The organism is Alteromonas sp. HB246098, assembly GCF_054890645.1.
On the sequence record NZ_JBTZUG010000003.1, the window covers coordinates 272,645 to 288,062 of the forward strand.

Below are 15,418 nucleotides of genomic sequence, written 5' to 3' on the forward strand. Positions count from 1 at the left end.
CATTAACGCGTTTTCCTTTAAGCGGTCATATCATACGTTAAATCACGAAAAGGATATGGAAATGCTAAGAATTAACCGAGAAAATCTGCGAAATAGTCACGAAACGCCTTGGTTAATTTTAGATTTAGTCATGCTAGGTATATTGTTTGTAAATCTAGCGTGGCTTATTTTCGATGCGCTTTATGCTACAGATTTTGTATACGGTCTTTTAGGTACATATTTCCCCGCCTTTCTAAACGCTTACGACCCAATCCACGCCAACTTTTTGTTGGTCGATTTAGTCTTCATCGCCATATTTTTTACCGAGTTCTGTTTTCGTTGGGCCGTTGCTATTGTTCGTAAAGAGCACTTACGCTGGTACTTCTTTCCGTTTTTGCATTGGTACGACATTATTGGCTTAATACCAACTGGCCCTACTCGTCTGTTTCGCTTCTTGCGAATATTCTCCATACTACACCGCTTGCACAAGTTCGAAATTATCGATTTAAATCAGACCGCCGTCTTTCGCTTTTTTGCCTTTTATTACGACGTGTTTGTTGAAGAACTTAGCGACCGGATTGTTGTTAAAGTGCTAAGCGATGCGCAAAAAGATATTTCAGCGGGCTCGCCTTTGTTAGACGATATCAATGCACAGGTGCTAGCGCCCCGCCGTCCTGTCATAACCCAATGGATGGCTGGCGTTATCAACCATTTAGGGCAATCTATTCAAAGTGAAGAACATGGTGAGGTGATTCGAGAGCACGTCCGAAAAAGCGTGGGAAAAGCGGTGAGAAGCAATGCACAAGTATCCTCGCTGCATTACCTTCCTGTTATCGGCAAAACCATTGAAAATACTTTGGAAGAGTCAGTCACCGATATCGTTACTACATCGCTAGTAAACCTATTGAGCGACTTAGATGCAGAGCGCATCGACCATTTCATTTCAGTCGGCATGCACGACTACACTCCTACTGCTGACGCACTAGATAAAGAAGTGCTTAACGTTGTAAATGAATGCTTAGAACTGGTGAAAGCGCACGTTGCCCAGCAGCGTTGGAAGTCACATCTCACCGAAAAAGAATCGGCTATCCCTACTGACAAACCCAAGATTTAATTAATTTGCAAAGCGATAGAGTCAAGATGAACGCTAGCCAGTATTCTGTTCAGCCACTGTTCATAAAAATAAGCTAATATAAAATCCTTACGAGTATAATTATAACAATTTTAGGGACTTATGATGAAAATTAAACGCTGCAGAATGTTCAGCCGCTCATTTAACCACGTAATTCTAGCAATTTGTATAACGGCATTTGCTTCAGGCTGCATTGTGATCTTGCCGACCTCTTCTATTTCCACCAACCAAGAACCTGAAAAAATAGTTGATCGCATTGAATACAATGCAAACCGATGCTGGTCCACACTGCATCAGCCAATCCATAGCGATATAGTCGTAAACACATATACAATACAAAACGGCTACAAACTCACGGCCAGTCGTAAAGAAGGGAGCACCCCGCAATATCCTTTTTTACACGTCACCGTTACCCACTCAACCTACGGTAGCGAGGTATCTGTTCGAGAAGGTGAGTTTAACTTAGGCACAGACTTAAATTTAAGTGATGATGTAAATCGATGGATAAATGGCGACAATAGCTGCTAAGACTGATAAGGCGTACACACTATTTTTCAGTAGTAGACAGAATAATACTCGTCTCACTATTAAGCACGCCTTTAACGCCGCGCACTTCTTTTAAAATGCCATCTAAGTGCGCGAGACTTTCGGCGGTGATAACAATAAGTAAATCCCAATTTCCGTTTGTAGTATGAAACCGCTCAACACCATTCACCTGCCTAAGCTTACTAATAAGCTGTGTAGTACTAAGCCCTTCAAGCTCGACTGACATAAGAGCTTTTATTTTGTCTGGTTGCAGCTGCTCATTAACGCGAATAGTAAAACCGTCGATCACCCCCGAATTTACTAACCTGTCGATTCGTTTTTGAACCGTATTTCGCGATAACGAGAGGACTTCAGCAAGCACGGTCACAGGTGTTCGCGCATCGCGTTTCAATATATCGAGAAGCTCGCGATCTTTCGCATCTAAATCTACATACATAGCCATTTCCCCAATAGATAAACGACTCGTCTAGTCATTAACGCATTATCCAAGACTAATCAGCAAAAATCATAATGATAAAAACATTGAGCATTATGCTTAAACTAAATGACAACTTGCAACACCTTGCGCATGGTTAAGTGAATTCGCCAGAGAATAAAATACACGCTCTTTTCAGTAGAAATATTTCAGCTAAGGGCTGTAGGACGTTATATGCAAGCCAGTCACATCACAAACACCCGCCTAACTACGCCAAATACGGTTTTAATGGTACGCCCCTGTCACTTTCGCCCAAACGAGCAAACAGCCAAAGACAATAGTTTTCAAAAGCCCTTTGTATTGAAGCGAGAAAATATAGAGGAAATATCAAAGAATGCGTGCATAGAATTTGATGAGATGGTTCGCACTTTACGCATAAACCATATGACAGTTGAAGTATTTGAAACTGAAGACGAAAAAACACCTGATTCCGTGTTTCCGAACAATTGGTTAAGTACACATCCCAATGGTTTGCTTGTCACCTACCCTATGTACTGCGAAAACCGCAGAAATGAAAGGCGAGGTGACATAATCAGCTATCTGCAAAAACACTATGACGTAGCGCAAACAACGGATTTGTCTTATCTAGAAAAAGACAACCTGATTGTGGAAGGAACAGGGGCCATGGTAATCGATCATAAAAGCAAGTTAGCCTATGTTTGCCTTTCTCAACGAGCCAACAAAAAAGCTGTAACAGCGGCGTGCAAATTAATTGGTTTAACACCTGTATTTTTTAGCGCCTTTGACGCCAACGGTACAGCCGTTTATCACACTAATGTGATGATGAGTGTGGGTAGCGACTTTGCCATTGTTGCGACTAGCATGATTAAAGACTGCGACAGGCCTTTGGTGCTATCAACACTTAAGGAATCGGGTAAAACTGTAATAGAAATTAACGAAGCGCAAGTAAATGCATTTGCTGGAAACTGCCTTGAGCTATTGAATAACAGCGGAAAACGTTTGTTACTCTTATCACAAACCGCTTTTAATTCATTAGATGAAACGCAACGAGCTTTGCTTCCCACCGATCTTACTTTGCTTCCTATCGCTGTTCCCACTATTGAAATGGGAGGTGGTTCCGTACGCTGTATGGTGGCTGGTATTCACCTTCAACGCAAGGTGGTTGATAGCAAAGTAAACGAGACAAGTAGACCAAGCCCACAGACACGAATTAGGTTGGTAAAAGAAGGTGATTTGGAGGGCTTACTTGCACTAGCACAAGCTGCTTCACCGGGCATGACCACATTCCCACCCGACAGATTAACACTTAACTCCAAGCTAAAACGCTCAATAATCGAAGAGCAAAAACTGTATAAAAAAGAACGGCCTGATTATTTGTTATTCGTTTTGGAGGAGCTTCATTCCGGTGAGCTAGTTGGTACATCTGCCATTTTTGGTGAGTTGGGAAAAGATGATAGTTTCTATAGTTATAAACGAGAAAAAGTAACACAGCGCAATAACGCGCTTGGTGTACAATACACCCACGATGTGCTGCACCTTAGTCATCATTTTGAAGGCTATGCAGAGGTGGCTTCGCTTTTTCTTCTCCCCCAATACCGAAAAGACTTTAACGGCAAACTACTGACTAAAGTACGGTATCTATTCATGGGCTTGCATCAAAGTGTTTTTCCCAAAAACGTAATGGCCGATTTGCGAGGATATGTTGACGAGGAAGGCCGCTCCCCTTTTTGGAACGCTTTAGGTAACCATTTCTTTCCAATGACTTATGCCGAGGCAGATTTATACGGCGCCGTTAACGGCAACCAATTTATTGCTGATTTAATGCCTAAGCTTCCCTTGTACGTGAACATGCTACCTGACGATGCTCAACACGCCATTGGAAAGCCTCACAATGATGGACGACCTGCCATGGCATTACTGGAAAAAGAAGGGTTTAAGTTTACCAACTACATCGACATTTTTGACGGTGCACCAAGTATGGAAGCCGAAGTAGCAGCGCTTAAGACTGTTCAAACGACGAAACAAATCAAGGTAGAAATCGCTCATAGTGTTACAAAAGGCAGGTTGATGCTTGTGGCAACCCGAAACCAACCGTTTTATGCCATGATGGCCGAAGTGAATGAGCAAGGCGAAATTGCTGTTATCTCTCAAAGAACTGCACAAGCGCTAAACCTAAGCTCCGGAAATACAATTTTACTTTCTGAGGTTTAAGCCTAATACGGTATCCCAATCATAGAAGCTATTAAACGTTTCTCTTTACCGAATAAAAAAGCCCGCAAAATTGCGGGCTTTCTTTCTGTCAAAAAGTACAGGCTGCTAATTAGGCTTTACGCCACGTAGTGCCGCTTGGGCCGTCTTCTAACACTACGCCTTTCGCGTTTAATGCATCACGCGCTGCATCTGCAGCAGCCCAGTCTTTAGCTGCACGAGCATCATTACGCTGTTTAATTAACGCTTCAATTTCAGCGGCTTCGTCATCGTTACCTTCACCACCTTTAAGGTAAGTATCTGGGTCGCTTTGAAGCATTCCCAAAATAGCGCCTAACCGTTTAAGAACAGCAGCCAGTTTACCTGCTTCTTCAGCATTGTCTTTTTGGCGGTTAAGCTCACGTGCTACATCGAACAATACAGAAAACGCTTCAGGTACGTTTAGGTCATCATTCATAGCTGCTTCGAAACGCGCTAAATAGCCGCCGTAACTAAGGTCTGTACTCTCGTCTACCACAACGCCACGCAGCGCAGTATATAAACGCTCTAGGGCTGCCTTCGCTTGAGTTATGTTGTCTTGAGAGTAACTTAACTGGCTACGATAATGCGCTGACATCAGGAAGAAACGCAAAGTTTCGGAATCGTGCTCTTTAAGCACATCGCGCAAGGTAAAGAAGTTACCTAACGACTTAGACATCTTTTCATCATCAACCTGCACCATACCCGCATGCATCCACACGTTTACGTATGGCGTATCGTATGCGCAGCACGACTGAGCTACTTCGTTTTCATGGTGCGGGAAGGTTAAATCTGAACCACCGCCATGAATATCAAAGTGTGCGCCAAGGTGCTTGTGGTTCATAGCAGAACACTCAATGTGCCAGCCCGGACGTCCCTCGCCCCATGGTGACTGCCACGCAGGCTCTCCCGGCTTGGTAGTTTTCCACAATACAAAATCTAGCGGGTCGTCTTTACCTGCCGCCACTTCAACACGGGCACCTGCTTTAAGCTGCTCTAGGTCTTGCTTACTCAGCTTGCCGTAATCTTCATACTTGCTTACGTCGAATAGTACATCGCCGCTTTTAGCTTGATAAGCGTAGCCTTTGTCCATAAGACGTTGAATAATTTCAATGATCTCATTCATATGGCCACTTACTGTTGGCTCAACGTCTGGTTCTAGTAAGTTAATCGCCGCAAAATCTTCGTGCATCATAGCGATAGTACGTGCAGTTAGTGCCTCAAAGCTTTCGCCATTTTCATTGGCGCGAGCGATAATCTTATCGTCGATATCCGTGATATTACGCACGTACTTCACGTCTAAACCAAGGTGACGCAAGTAGCGTACTAAAACATCGAAACTTAGGTAGGTACGGGCGTGACCCATGTGACTTAGGTCATAAACAGTAATACCACACACATACAAACCCACTTTCCCTTCTTGAAGCGGAACAAACTTCGCTTTTTCACGGGTTCGGGTATTGTAAAGATGTAGCATGTCTATATTTCCTATTTGTCATAATTTTGGGGCGCAAAGTTTAGCACTGTCACGATTTAAATGGTACAAGCCTTTTGCAGCGATATTGCTGTTATTTGCCATACGCGTCTCTTTGAGCTGAGCACCCGTTTGCGCTATCGACTCGTTTTGCGCTATCGACTCGTTTTGCGCTAAAATGCCACCACTTTACATGTACGCTAACACACAGGACAAACCACAATGGTTACGTTAAAAACAAATTTCGGTGACATCACCCTAGAGCTTTTTGAAGATAAAGCACCTAAAACAGTAGCTAACTTCCTTTCTTACGTAGAAGACGGCTTTTTCGACAACACTATCTTTCACCGTGTAATTAACAACTTTATGGTCCAAGGTGGCGGTTTTACGCCTGACATGGAACAGAAAGATACGAAAGAGCCTATCGAAAACGAAGCAGACAACGGTGTTGCAAATGAAGTAGGTACCATCGCGATGGCGCGTACCCAAGACCCACACTCAGCTACTGCACAGTTTTTCATTAACGTGAACAACAACGACTTCCTTAACCACACTAGTAAGTCTGTAAACGGTTGGGGTTATTGTGCTTTCGGTAAAGTGGTTGAAGGTATGGACGTGGTAGAGAAGATCAAAGCGGTTAAAACCGGAAACAATGGCTACCACCAGGATGTACCTGTTGAACCAGTGATCATTGAAAAAGCAGTTGTAGCCTAAGTAACTGCTTAGATAACTGTCAAATACCTAACTAAATATTGGCTTGGCTGGCATGCTGTTCAAAACAAGCCTTTAGTTATATAAAAGCCGCGTGATCGTTAACGCGGCTTTTTAAACCACACTTAAGAAGATTTATGTCGTTCACCTACTTCATTGCTGATTTACACCTAAGTGCAGACCGTCCAGATATAACAGAGTGTTTAATGCGCTTCTTAAAAGAAGAGGCGATTAACGCCGACGCACTATATGTTCTTGGTGATTTATTTGAAGTGTGGATTGGCGACGACAATGTTACCCCGTTTAATACTGCTATAGCGACAGCCTTTAAAGAGGTAAGTCAGCACTGCCCGATTTACTTTATACACGGCAATCGCGATTTCGCAATACGAGAAAAGTGGCTATCAAAAGCAGGCATGACCCTGTTAAACGAACAAGAGGCCATAGACTTATACGGCACGCCTACCCTGCTGACCCACGGTGACGAGTTATGTACTCGTGATGTTGCCTATCAGAAGTTTCGCAAGAAATCTCGTGGTTGGTGGTGGCCTCGTTTAATGCTTGCCCTTCCTTTATGGTATCGCCAACGCGTAGCCGATAATGGCCGTAAGGAAAGTAAGGCTAAGCAACAAAACCTTAAACCAGATATCATGGATGTTACACCTGAAGAGGTGGTGAAAGTGATGGAAAAGTGGGGTGTGCAGCGCATGATCCACGGCCATACACACAGGCCAAACATTCACAGCCTTGAAGCTAATGGCAAACCTGCTACGCGGATTGTACTGGGTGATTGGTACGATCAAGGTAGCGTTTTAAAAGTTACAGGAAACGACGTGATGCTGCAGCAACATAACTTTAGTAAATAGCAGTCTTTCGAACGAATAAACGCTTCCTCTTTTTTAAGGCCATCTCGACAATACTGGCGTTTTACCGATCATCATTTCTTACAAACTAGTCCAAAGTACATGCGTTACGCGCTGGCTTAATTTTTGTTCTGTGGTATAAAGAATAAAAGCAAGTTAGTCATCATGGACGGTGTAAATGACAGATGTTCTTCTTTCCCCTGCAAATTTCTGGTTTAGCATTGCGCTTATAGCCGTATTCTTTGTTTTTATATTAGAACTTATAAGTACTATTTTCGGTGCGAGCTTTTTGGGGCTTGGCGACGACTTTGCTGAAGTCGATGGCGAAGGCTTTTTAAGTACATCGTTAGCTAACTGGTTAAATATCAATAAAGTCCCTTTCCTCATATACCTAGTTGTATTGCTTACTTTATTTGGGCTTGCAGGCCTAATGCTAAACGGCTTAACGGCCAGCATATTTAAAATAACTTTGCCTGCTGCTATTTCTGTTCCACTCGCCCTCGTTGTTGGGCTGTTCGTTACTGCCAAAACCGTAAAAATTATCGCCAGTGTTTTACCCAGCGTTGAATCTAGTGCAGTCAACAGCGAAGACTTTATTGGCTCCGTGGCGGAAATCACCATTGGTAAAGCAAGCCGTGGTAATCCGGCAGAAGCGAAATTTACCGACCATTATTCTCAGCCTCATTTTGTGTTAGTTGAACCATTCGAAGATGAAGAATTGTTCGCACAGGGAGAGCGCGTCATTTTAGTTCAGAAAAATCAACACAGCTGGTTAGCCACCCGCTATTTATAACTTAAAAGAGATAAAAGTATGGATACAATTCAAACATCTAGCTTGCCGTCAATACTCTTCATTGCCGGTGCTATTGTTGTAGGGCTTATCGTTATCGGTCTTATTTTTGCCAAACTCTACACCCGCGCTACGAAAGAAACTGCGTTCGTAAGAACCGGTTTAGGTGGCGAGAAAGTCATTAAGGACGGTGGCGCTTTAGTTCTGCCTGTTGTTCACGAAATTATTCCGGTGAACATGAATACCCTTCGTATAGAAGTAGAGAAAATACAAAAAGACGCGCTTATCACTAAAGATCGTATGCGTGTGGACGTAAAAGCCGACTTCTATTTGCGTGTAGCACCGAATGCCAACGGCATTTCAATGGCTGCGCAAACGCTCGGTACTCGCACAACCCGCGCTGAAGAAGTCAAAAAATTAATGGAGTCGAAGTTTGTTGACGTATTACGTGCCGTAGCTGCTGAAATGAGCATGACGGAAATGCACGAGCAGCGCGCTGATTTTGTACAAAAAGTTCAGCAGAGTGTTGCTAACGACCTTGAGAAGAACGGTTTAGAACTTGAATCGGTGAGTTTAACTGGCTTCGATCAGACAGACCTTCAGTTCTTTAATGAAAACAATGCATTCGATGCTGAAGGCCGCGCTCGATTGACCAAAATCATTGAAGAAAAGCGCAAAGAAACCAACGACATTCAGCAAGAAAACCGCATTTTCATTGAGCAGCGTAACCTAGCTGCCGAGAAACAATCGTTAGACGTAAAACGCGATGAAGAAGAAGCCCGCCTGGCGCAAGAGCAGGTACTTGCTTTTAAACGCCAAGAGCAAAAAGCTGAAATTGCTAAGCAACGAGAAATGAAAGAACGTGAAGAGCGCGAAGCAGAAATTGCTAAAAACCGTGCTATCGAAGCGGCAGAAATTGAGAAATCTCGTGAAATAGAAACTCAGGAAATCGCCAAGCGCCAGGCGCTAGAACAAGCGCGCATTCGCCAGCAACAAGAAGTTGAAGTTTCAGAGCAAGTGAAGCAAATTGCTGTTGCTACCAAGTCGGAAGAAGAGTCTGCTGCACGCGCTAAAGCTGCCGAAGCTGAAAAGCAAAAGGTGGAAAAAGAAGAAGCAGTACTTACCGCTAAATCGGTAGCAGAAGCTGAGCGTAAGAAGCAAATTGAAGTTATCGATGCTCGCAAAGAGGCGGAGCGTGAAGCTGTAGGTATAACTGTTGAAGCACAAGCTAAGAAAGAAGCGGCTGAAAACTCTGCTGCCGCAATTCTTACAGAAGCCAAAGCTGCAGCTGATGCTAAAATGCTGCAAGCCGATGCGGACGAGAAAGTGCTTGCCGTTGAAGCGCAAGGTAAACAAGCGCTTTACGAAGCTGAGAATACGCTCAAGACCGAACAAATTGAGCTACAAAAAGCCCTTGCGATGCTTAAGATATTACCTGAACTTGTTGAGCAAGCGGTTAAGCCTCTTGAAAATATTGAAGGTATTAAAATTTTACAAGGCTACGGCCAAGGTAGCGGTGCAAAAGGCGAGCATACCGTTGCAACCTCGGGCAACGGTTTGGCTGAGCAAGTAACACAGGCAGCGCTAAATTACCGTGCTAACGCCCCACTGGTAGACTCTATGCTGCGTGAAGTAGGTTTAGTCGATGCCGACAATGGCTCTTTAGCTGACTTGGTTACCGGCAACAGCGATATTCTGGCAAAAGCAGGCGCAGTTAAGCCCAAGCCGGTTGTAGCTGCACCAGAAAACCTAAATGGCCATACAGCGCAGGACAGCCAACCTATTGAATAACGCTCACTAGAAAAATAGTACACTATGATGAGCTAAGCCCTGTTATTTAACAGGGCTTTTTGTTTTCGGGCGTTTTTGCGAGTAATATTATGTTTTGCAGCTTTAATTTCCAGCACTTGGGTCGACGTTGAACATAAAGAATACTCTTAGTGCATAGGCATATTTGAATAAAGAAGGCAGACTAAATTGTTATGAAGTCGCTACCTGAAGAGCCGGAAAAACCATTAAGAGACGATTGTTGCGGCGGTGGTTCGTGTTGCCCATGCATTTGGGACGTGTATTTTGAAAAACTTGATAAGTGGAAAGAAGCAAAGCGAGAATTCGACGAACTAAATAATAGTGAGTCATCAAACACCGGGGCACAGGAGTAACGGTTCGTACTCGTTCTTGGATTATCGTGTTCGCTATTACTATTACCTACTACTAGGAAGCCATCAAACTTGCTACCTTGCTCTAATATATGCGGGAATTATGCGTGAATAAAAACGCCGCATTGGGGTTTAAGCGTTCCATTTTTTAAACTTCTCATTTACAAATATTCCTTCTACTGCTATTTTAACTTAATCGATTAAGGTTTCACTTTACCGCGTATTACAATCATATTGAGTGAGACCACGGTAAAAGATTAAGAATTAAGCTAAGCCCTTTATACGGTCAACTATAAGCCAGTCAGGCTGGTAGTGCTTAACCCGTAGGAATGTGTACTCGCAAACAAGAGCAGTACGAGCTAGCGCATGCTGAGTTTTGGAGAATTATCATGTCTATACGCAATGGCGTTCAACTAATCACCTATGCTGATCGATTAGGCGATGGCAATATCGATAGCCTGACAGCAATACTTGAAGGTCCATTAAATGGCCTGTTCACCGGTGTTCACATTCTTCCTTTTTACTATCCTTACGATGGTGAAGACGCAGGTTTTGACCCTATTGACCACACATCAGTGGATGAGCGCTTGGGCGATTGGAACAGCGTTAGAAAACTGGGTGAGTCTGTAGATATTATGGCTGACCTTATTGTTAACCATATGTCTGGACAAAGCGAGGCGTTTAAAGACGTTTTGAAAAACGGGCGCGAATCTACCTATTGGCCACTATTTTTAACTAAAGAAGATATTTTTAAGGGTAATGACCCAGCGCAAATCGACGAACAAATAGCAAAAGTGTTCCGCCCTCGCCCAACGCCATTTTTTAGCGATTATGAAGTAGGCACAGAGACTGGTAACCCAGAGACGGTTCCATTCTGGACCACCTTTACCTCTAATCAAATCGACATTGATGTAGAGTCACAGCTGGGCAAAGACTATCTATCATCTATTCTTCAGTCATTTACTGAAAGTAATGTTGACCTTATACGCCTTGACGCAGCAGGCTACGCCATAAAACGCGCAGGCTCGAACTGCTTTATGCTTGAAGAAACCTTTGAATTTATTGAAGAGTTATCAAACCGAGCGCGTAACATGGGCATGCAGTGCTTAGTAGAAATACACAGCCACTATCAGACTCAAATTGATATTGCCGCACGTTGCGACAGCGTCTACGACTTTGCTTTACCACCACTTGTACTGCACACCTTGTTTACTAAAAATGCAGACGCATTGGCACGCTGGCTTTCTATTTCGCCACGAAACTGCTTTACCGTACTTGATACCCACGACGGTATTGGGATTGTCGACGTTGGTGCAAGTGGTGACAAACCTGGTCTTTTAAGTGCTGAAGCAATTAACGCACTTGTAGACCAAATACATGAAAACTCTAACGGTGAATCTAAGAAAGCCACAGGCGCAGCGGCGAACAATGTCGACCTTTACCAGGTTAACTGCACCTATTATGACGCATTGGGTAAGGATGATTTCGCCTATTTAGTTGCTCGCGCTATTCAGTTCTTTAGCCCGGGTATTCCTCAGGTTTATTACGGTGGCTTACTTGCGGCCCATAACGATATGGAACTACTCGCCAACACCAATGTTGGTCGTGACATTAACCGCCCTTATTTGTCTTCCACTATGGTCGAAGAGGCAGTTAAAAAGCCAGTAGTTAAAGGCTTAATGCAGCTAATAACCCTAAGAAACGAAAGCGATGCCTTTAATGGCACGTTTGACGTAAATTACAGTGATAATGTTTTGACTCTGTCTTGGGCAAATGGCAACAATGCAGCGTCACTACACGTAGATTTTAGCGTGATGGACGCGACTATTAAGACAGTTGCAGACGGTGAAGAAAGCGTATTGTCTATTAGTTCGTTAATCGCTTAAGTCATAAAATACAAGACTACTAAGGCGAGTACTGCTGATCTTCTCAGTACTCGCCGTCCTTAGCCGTCCTTACCTAATTCGCTGTTTAACGTTTTCATTATTTTCAGCTAAAACAAGTTTATTTGGCAGCCTGAGTCGCATTATCTGTAGTTATCGTTGTAGGCCCTACCCCAATCACATAGCTGTCGTAGAGTTGGCTCTAACGTGCGACCTAATTCAGTAAGTGAGTACTCCACACGAGGAGGTACTTCAGCATACACCTTCCGGTTAACCAAGCCATCGCGCTCTAACTCTCTTAACTGCTGAGTAAGCATTTTTTGTGTGACGCCTTGCAAACGTCTTCGTAATTGACTGAAACGTAGTGTTTTATGACAGAGGTGCCACAAAATAACGCCTTTCCATTTACCACCGATAATCTCAAGCGATACCGCTACACCGCAAATGTATTGCTTAGGGTCGTTTGAGCTTTCACTAACGCACTGTCTTGCATTCGCGGCGTTACCTTCGACTTTAGTAATCGTATCGCACGGCTCTGTTTCTACACTTTTCAAATTTGTTGCCATTTCGCCCTCTCAGCTCAATCAAGCAAAAGATACTGCTTCAATATCAGCTCGCCTTTTGCAAAAGCACACAAGCAAAAAGCTAAATATAACTCCAATAGTATCTTTTAGGGTACTACCATACTAAAAAGTGCATACTTGCACAAAGTTTATATATAGTCACAATGAGCAGTGTAAATTTTCGACCAACGGAGACAGGTATGACATCGTTTAAGGCTTTGCTTGTAGAAAAACAGGAAGACAAATCATTTACTCGTTCCATCACGGAGCGTTCACTCGATGATTTGCCAGACGGCACGCTGCTCATCAAGGTTGCGTATTCGTCACTTAACTATAAAGATGCCTTGTCTGCGACAGGTAACCCTGGTGTCAGCAGAAATTTTCCCCATACCCCTGGCATCGATGCAGCGGGCACTGTGGTGTCACGTGATGACGGCCAGTTCAAAGAAGGCGATGAGGTTATCATCACAGGTTATGACCTTGGCATGAATACCTCCGGTGGCTTTGGCGAGTACATCCGTATACCCAGTGAATGGGCGGTACCAAAGCCAGATGGCCTTACCTTAAGGGAATCTATGGTTATTGGCACTGCTGGCTTCACAGCTGGGCTATCAGTACAAGGGTTAGTTGAACACGGCATAACACCTGATAAAGGCGATATCTTGGTAACGGGTGCTACAGGTGGCGTGGGCTCTGTAGCAGTTGCACTACTAGCCAAAGCTGGCTTTTCTGTAGTGGCATGTACCGGCAAAAAAGAACATGAGTCGTTCTTGAAAACCCTCGGCGCAAATAAAGTAATAACTCGCGACGAGTTGTTAGAAAGTAAAGAGCGCCCTATGTTGAAAGAGCTATACGCGGGCGCTGTCGATACTGTAGGCGGCGAATACTTAGCGCAGGCTATAAAGGCCACCCAGTATGGTGGTTCGGTAACGTGTTGCGGGCTGACTGCTTCTGCCGATCTTAATGTAAGTGTATTTCCCTTTATCTTACGCGGCGTGTCTTTGCTAGGTATCGACTCGGTGCAATGCCCCATGCCGCCTAGATTGAGGCTATGGGATAAATTAGCTAGCGAATGGAAACTAGACTGTCTTGACGATTTAACTGAAGAAGTTTCGCTAGATGACGTTAGCCAAAAAATAGATGCCATATTAAGAGGCGAGCTGTCAGGCAGAACATTAGTAAAGCTTTAGCCTGTTGAACGAAGTGGCTGCCGCAATGGCAGCCTTGTACATTAACTAAAAACAACGCGACATTTATAGAAACCTAACAGTGTTTATGCTGACAGCCGAGCCTGCCTGTGCATTTATCGCAAAGGTACTACGACACTATAGTAACGGGGAACAAACAAGGGTATTACCTGTCAACTATCAAATGCTTAGTCAAATCATTAGCACTAATTTATAGCTGCTAAAACCATAAAATAAGGTCAGGTACTCTATGTCATCTCTTAAATCGCAAACTCAAGCAAAAGTCGACGCAGGACGAAAAAACAACCCTGCCTTTATGGAGGGTGTTGATAGAGAAATCGAAAAGGCGCGCACATTCCAGCAAGGCGAAAAAGCGCTTGATTTAGGTGGCGCAGCACAAGATTTCACGCTCCCCTCTGCAACAGGAGAGTTATTTCAGCTATCCGAGGCGCTAAATAAAGGTGCAGTGGTACTCACGTTCTATCGAGGCAGCTGGTGTCCATATTGCAACTTACAGCTAAACGCACTGCAAAATATCAATGGCGAAATTAAAGCGTTAGACGCGCAACTAGTCGCCATTAGTCCAGAGAGCCCCGACAGCAGTTTAAGCGCGGAGCAGATTAAACAGTTACCTTTTACTGTGTTGTCAGATCAGGGTGCTAAAGTTGCGGCAAGCTATGGTGTTGCTTGGGAAGTGCCAGAATTTTTACTTGAGCATATGCGTAACGACCGCCAGCTTGACTTAGAAGCAATTAATAATGGGAATAGCAATATCCTTCCTATACCCGCAACATTCATCTTAAATAAAGATGGCCAAGTTATTTGGCGCTACGTTGATGTAGATTATAGAACGCGAGCCGAACCACAAGAAATTATAGAAGCTCTTCAAAAGGGCTAACTAGACCCGAGTCTCTGTGTACAGAAAATAATTAAATATAGTTAATCTTCTACCGAGATATGCCGGTACAAATAATTTTAACCGACATATTAAGGAGAGAACTATGTCATCTACTTCAAAAGTGATATCGGAACTATGCCAATTAGACTTTGATGCTCTTGCCGCCTACGAGGCAACGCTAGAACGTATAGAAGAGCCAAGTCTCAAGGAAACAATAGCGATGTTCCGAGACGACCATCAAGCGCATATAGAATCACTAAACCAAATGCTAGTGCAACGGAGTGAAGATAGAGTTACTGAAGCTGATTTTAAGAAAGTCCTGACCAAGGGAAAAGTTGTTATCGCGGGTCTTATTAACGATAAAGCGATTTTGAAAGCAATGGTTGTTAATGAAGAGGTCACAACCAAAGCGTATGAAAAGGCTTTAGACCATGACGATTTTACACCGCAAGAGCGAGCAACAATAAAAAGGCATTGGGCAGATGAGAAGCGCCACAAGCAATGGTTCTCTGACGCTGCTGACAGATTGTAGTTGCAAAGCACTTGCGAACGCGCTGTTTTAGCGCTTCGG

The 15,418-nt window shown here is 43.7% G+C and carries 15 protein-coding genes; 12 read left to right on the forward strand and 3 right to left on the reverse strand.

All coding sequences use genetic code 11. The features are described from left to right. Nucleotides 1-61: 61 nt before the first annotated feature. Nucleotides 62-1,093, forward strand: a complete 1,032-nt coding sequence (locus ACYTPF_RS09155) for an ion transporter (RefSeq protein WP_269917806.1) — start codon at nucleotides 62-64, stop codon at nucleotides 1,091-1,093. A gap of 120 nt (nucleotides 1,094-1,213) precedes the next feature. Then, nucleotides 1,214-1,639 (forward strand): halomucin, encoded by a 426-nt coding sequence (locus tag ACYTPF_RS09160; RefSeq protein WP_461851991.1) that lies wholly within the window; start codon nucleotides 1,214-1,216, stop codon nucleotides 1,637-1,639. A 19-nt stretch (nucleotides 1,640-1,658) separates the two neighbouring features. On the opposite strand, the gene ACYTPF_RS09165 is transcribed toward ACYTPF_RS09160, so the two are convergent. Continuing rightward, a complete protein-coding gene (locus ACYTPF_RS09165) occupies nucleotides 1,659-2,093 on the reverse strand; it encodes an Lrp/AsnC family transcriptional regulator (RefSeq protein ID WP_014949919.1) in 435 nt (144 codons plus the stop codon). Between the two features lie 213 nt (nucleotides 2,094-2,306). Here ACYTPF_RS09165 and ctlX point away from each other — a divergent pair, with 213 nt between their 5' ends. Beyond that, on the forward strand, nucleotides 2,307-4,304 hold the full coding sequence (gene ctlX / locus ACYTPF_RS09170) for a citrulline utilization hydrolase CtlX (protein ID WP_461851992.1): 1,998 nt from the start codon (nucleotides 2,307-2,309) through the stop codon (nucleotides 4,302-4,304). Nucleotides 4,305-4,413: 109 nt separating this feature from the next. Here ctlX and cysS read toward each other — a convergent pair whose 3' ends face one another. Continuing rightward, complete coding sequence (gene cysS, locus ACYTPF_RS09175) at nucleotides 4,414-5,796, reverse strand: cysteine--tRNA ligase (RefSeq protein ID WP_461851993.1); 1,383 nt, start codon at nucleotides 5,794-5,796, stop codon at nucleotides 4,414-4,416. Between the two features lie 219 nt (nucleotides 5,797-6,015). Between cysS and ACYTPF_RS09180 the strand changes: the two genes are divergently transcribed. From ACYTPF_RS09180 to gtfA, 6 genes are all read left to right on the forward strand, one after another. Continuing rightward, the gene (locus tag ACYTPF_RS09180) at nucleotides 6,016-6,507 is read left to right on the forward strand and encodes a peptidylprolyl isomerase (protein ID WP_020743833.1); all 492 of its coding nucleotides are present in this window, start codon (nucleotides 6,016-6,018) and stop codon (nucleotides 6,505-6,507) included. Between the two features lie 134 nt (nucleotides 6,508-6,641). Then, nucleotides 6,642-7,370: a UDP-2,3-diacylglucosamine diphosphatase gene (gene lpxH, locus ACYTPF_RS09185; protein WP_461851994.1), complete on the forward strand. Its 729-nt coding sequence runs from the start codon at nucleotides 6,642-6,644 to the stop codon at nucleotides 7,368-7,370. A 175-nt stretch (nucleotides 7,371-7,545) separates the two neighbouring features. Continuing rightward, nucleotides 7,546-8,160: an OB-fold-containig protein gene (locus tag ACYTPF_RS09190; protein WP_461851995.1), complete on the forward strand. Its 615-nt coding sequence runs from the start codon at nucleotides 7,546-7,548 to the stop codon at nucleotides 8,158-8,160. 18 nt (nucleotides 8,161-8,178) lie between these two features. After that, a complete protein-coding gene (locus ACYTPF_RS09195; RefSeq protein ID WP_461851996.1) occupies nucleotides 8,179-9,948 on the forward strand; it encodes a flotillin family protein in 1,770 nt (589 codons plus the stop codon). 191 nt (nucleotides 9,949-10,139) lie between these two features. Continuing rightward, the gene (locus tag ACYTPF_RS09200) at nucleotides 10,140-10,319 is read left to right on the forward strand and encodes an oxidoreductase-like domain-containing protein (RefSeq protein ID WP_179983806.1); all 180 of its coding nucleotides are present in this window, start codon (nucleotides 10,140-10,142) and stop codon (nucleotides 10,317-10,319) included. A 386-nt stretch (nucleotides 10,320-10,705) separates the two neighbouring features. Further along, entirely contained in the window at nucleotides 10,706-12,202 is a 1,497-nt protein-coding gene (gtfA, locus tag ACYTPF_RS09205; protein WP_461851997.1) for a sucrose phosphorylase, read from the forward strand. Nucleotides 12,203-12,342: 140 nt separating this feature from the next. Here the strand turns inward: gtfA and ACYTPF_RS09210 are convergent, their stop codons facing one another. Further along, the gene (locus tag ACYTPF_RS09210; protein ID WP_461851998.1) at nucleotides 12,343-12,765 is read right to left on the reverse strand and encodes a winged helix-turn-helix transcriptional regulator; all 423 of its coding nucleotides are present in this window, start codon (nucleotides 12,763-12,765) and stop codon (nucleotides 12,343-12,345) included. 197 nt (nucleotides 12,766-12,962) lie between these two features. On the opposite strand from ACYTPF_RS09210, the gene ACYTPF_RS09215 reads away from it, so the two are divergent. From ACYTPF_RS09215 to ACYTPF_RS09225, 3 genes are all read left to right on the forward strand, one after another. Then, entirely contained in the window at nucleotides 12,963-13,952 is a 990-nt protein-coding gene (locus ACYTPF_RS09215; RefSeq protein ID WP_461851999.1) for a YhdH/YhfP family quinone oxidoreductase, read from the forward strand. Nucleotides 13,953-14,199: 247 nt separating this feature from the next. Next, nucleotides 14,200-14,847: a peroxiredoxin-like family protein gene (locus ACYTPF_RS09220; protein ID WP_461852000.1), complete on the forward strand. Its 648-nt coding sequence runs from the start codon at nucleotides 14,200-14,202 to the stop codon at nucleotides 14,845-14,847. Between the two features lie 103 nt (nucleotides 14,848-14,950). After that, nucleotides 14,951-15,379, forward strand: coding sequence for a DUF2383 domain-containing protein (locus tag ACYTPF_RS09225; RefSeq protein WP_461852001.1), 429 nt, complete (start codon nucleotides 14,951-14,953; stop codon nucleotides 15,377-15,379). Nucleotides 15,380-15,418: the final 39 nt, after the last annotated feature.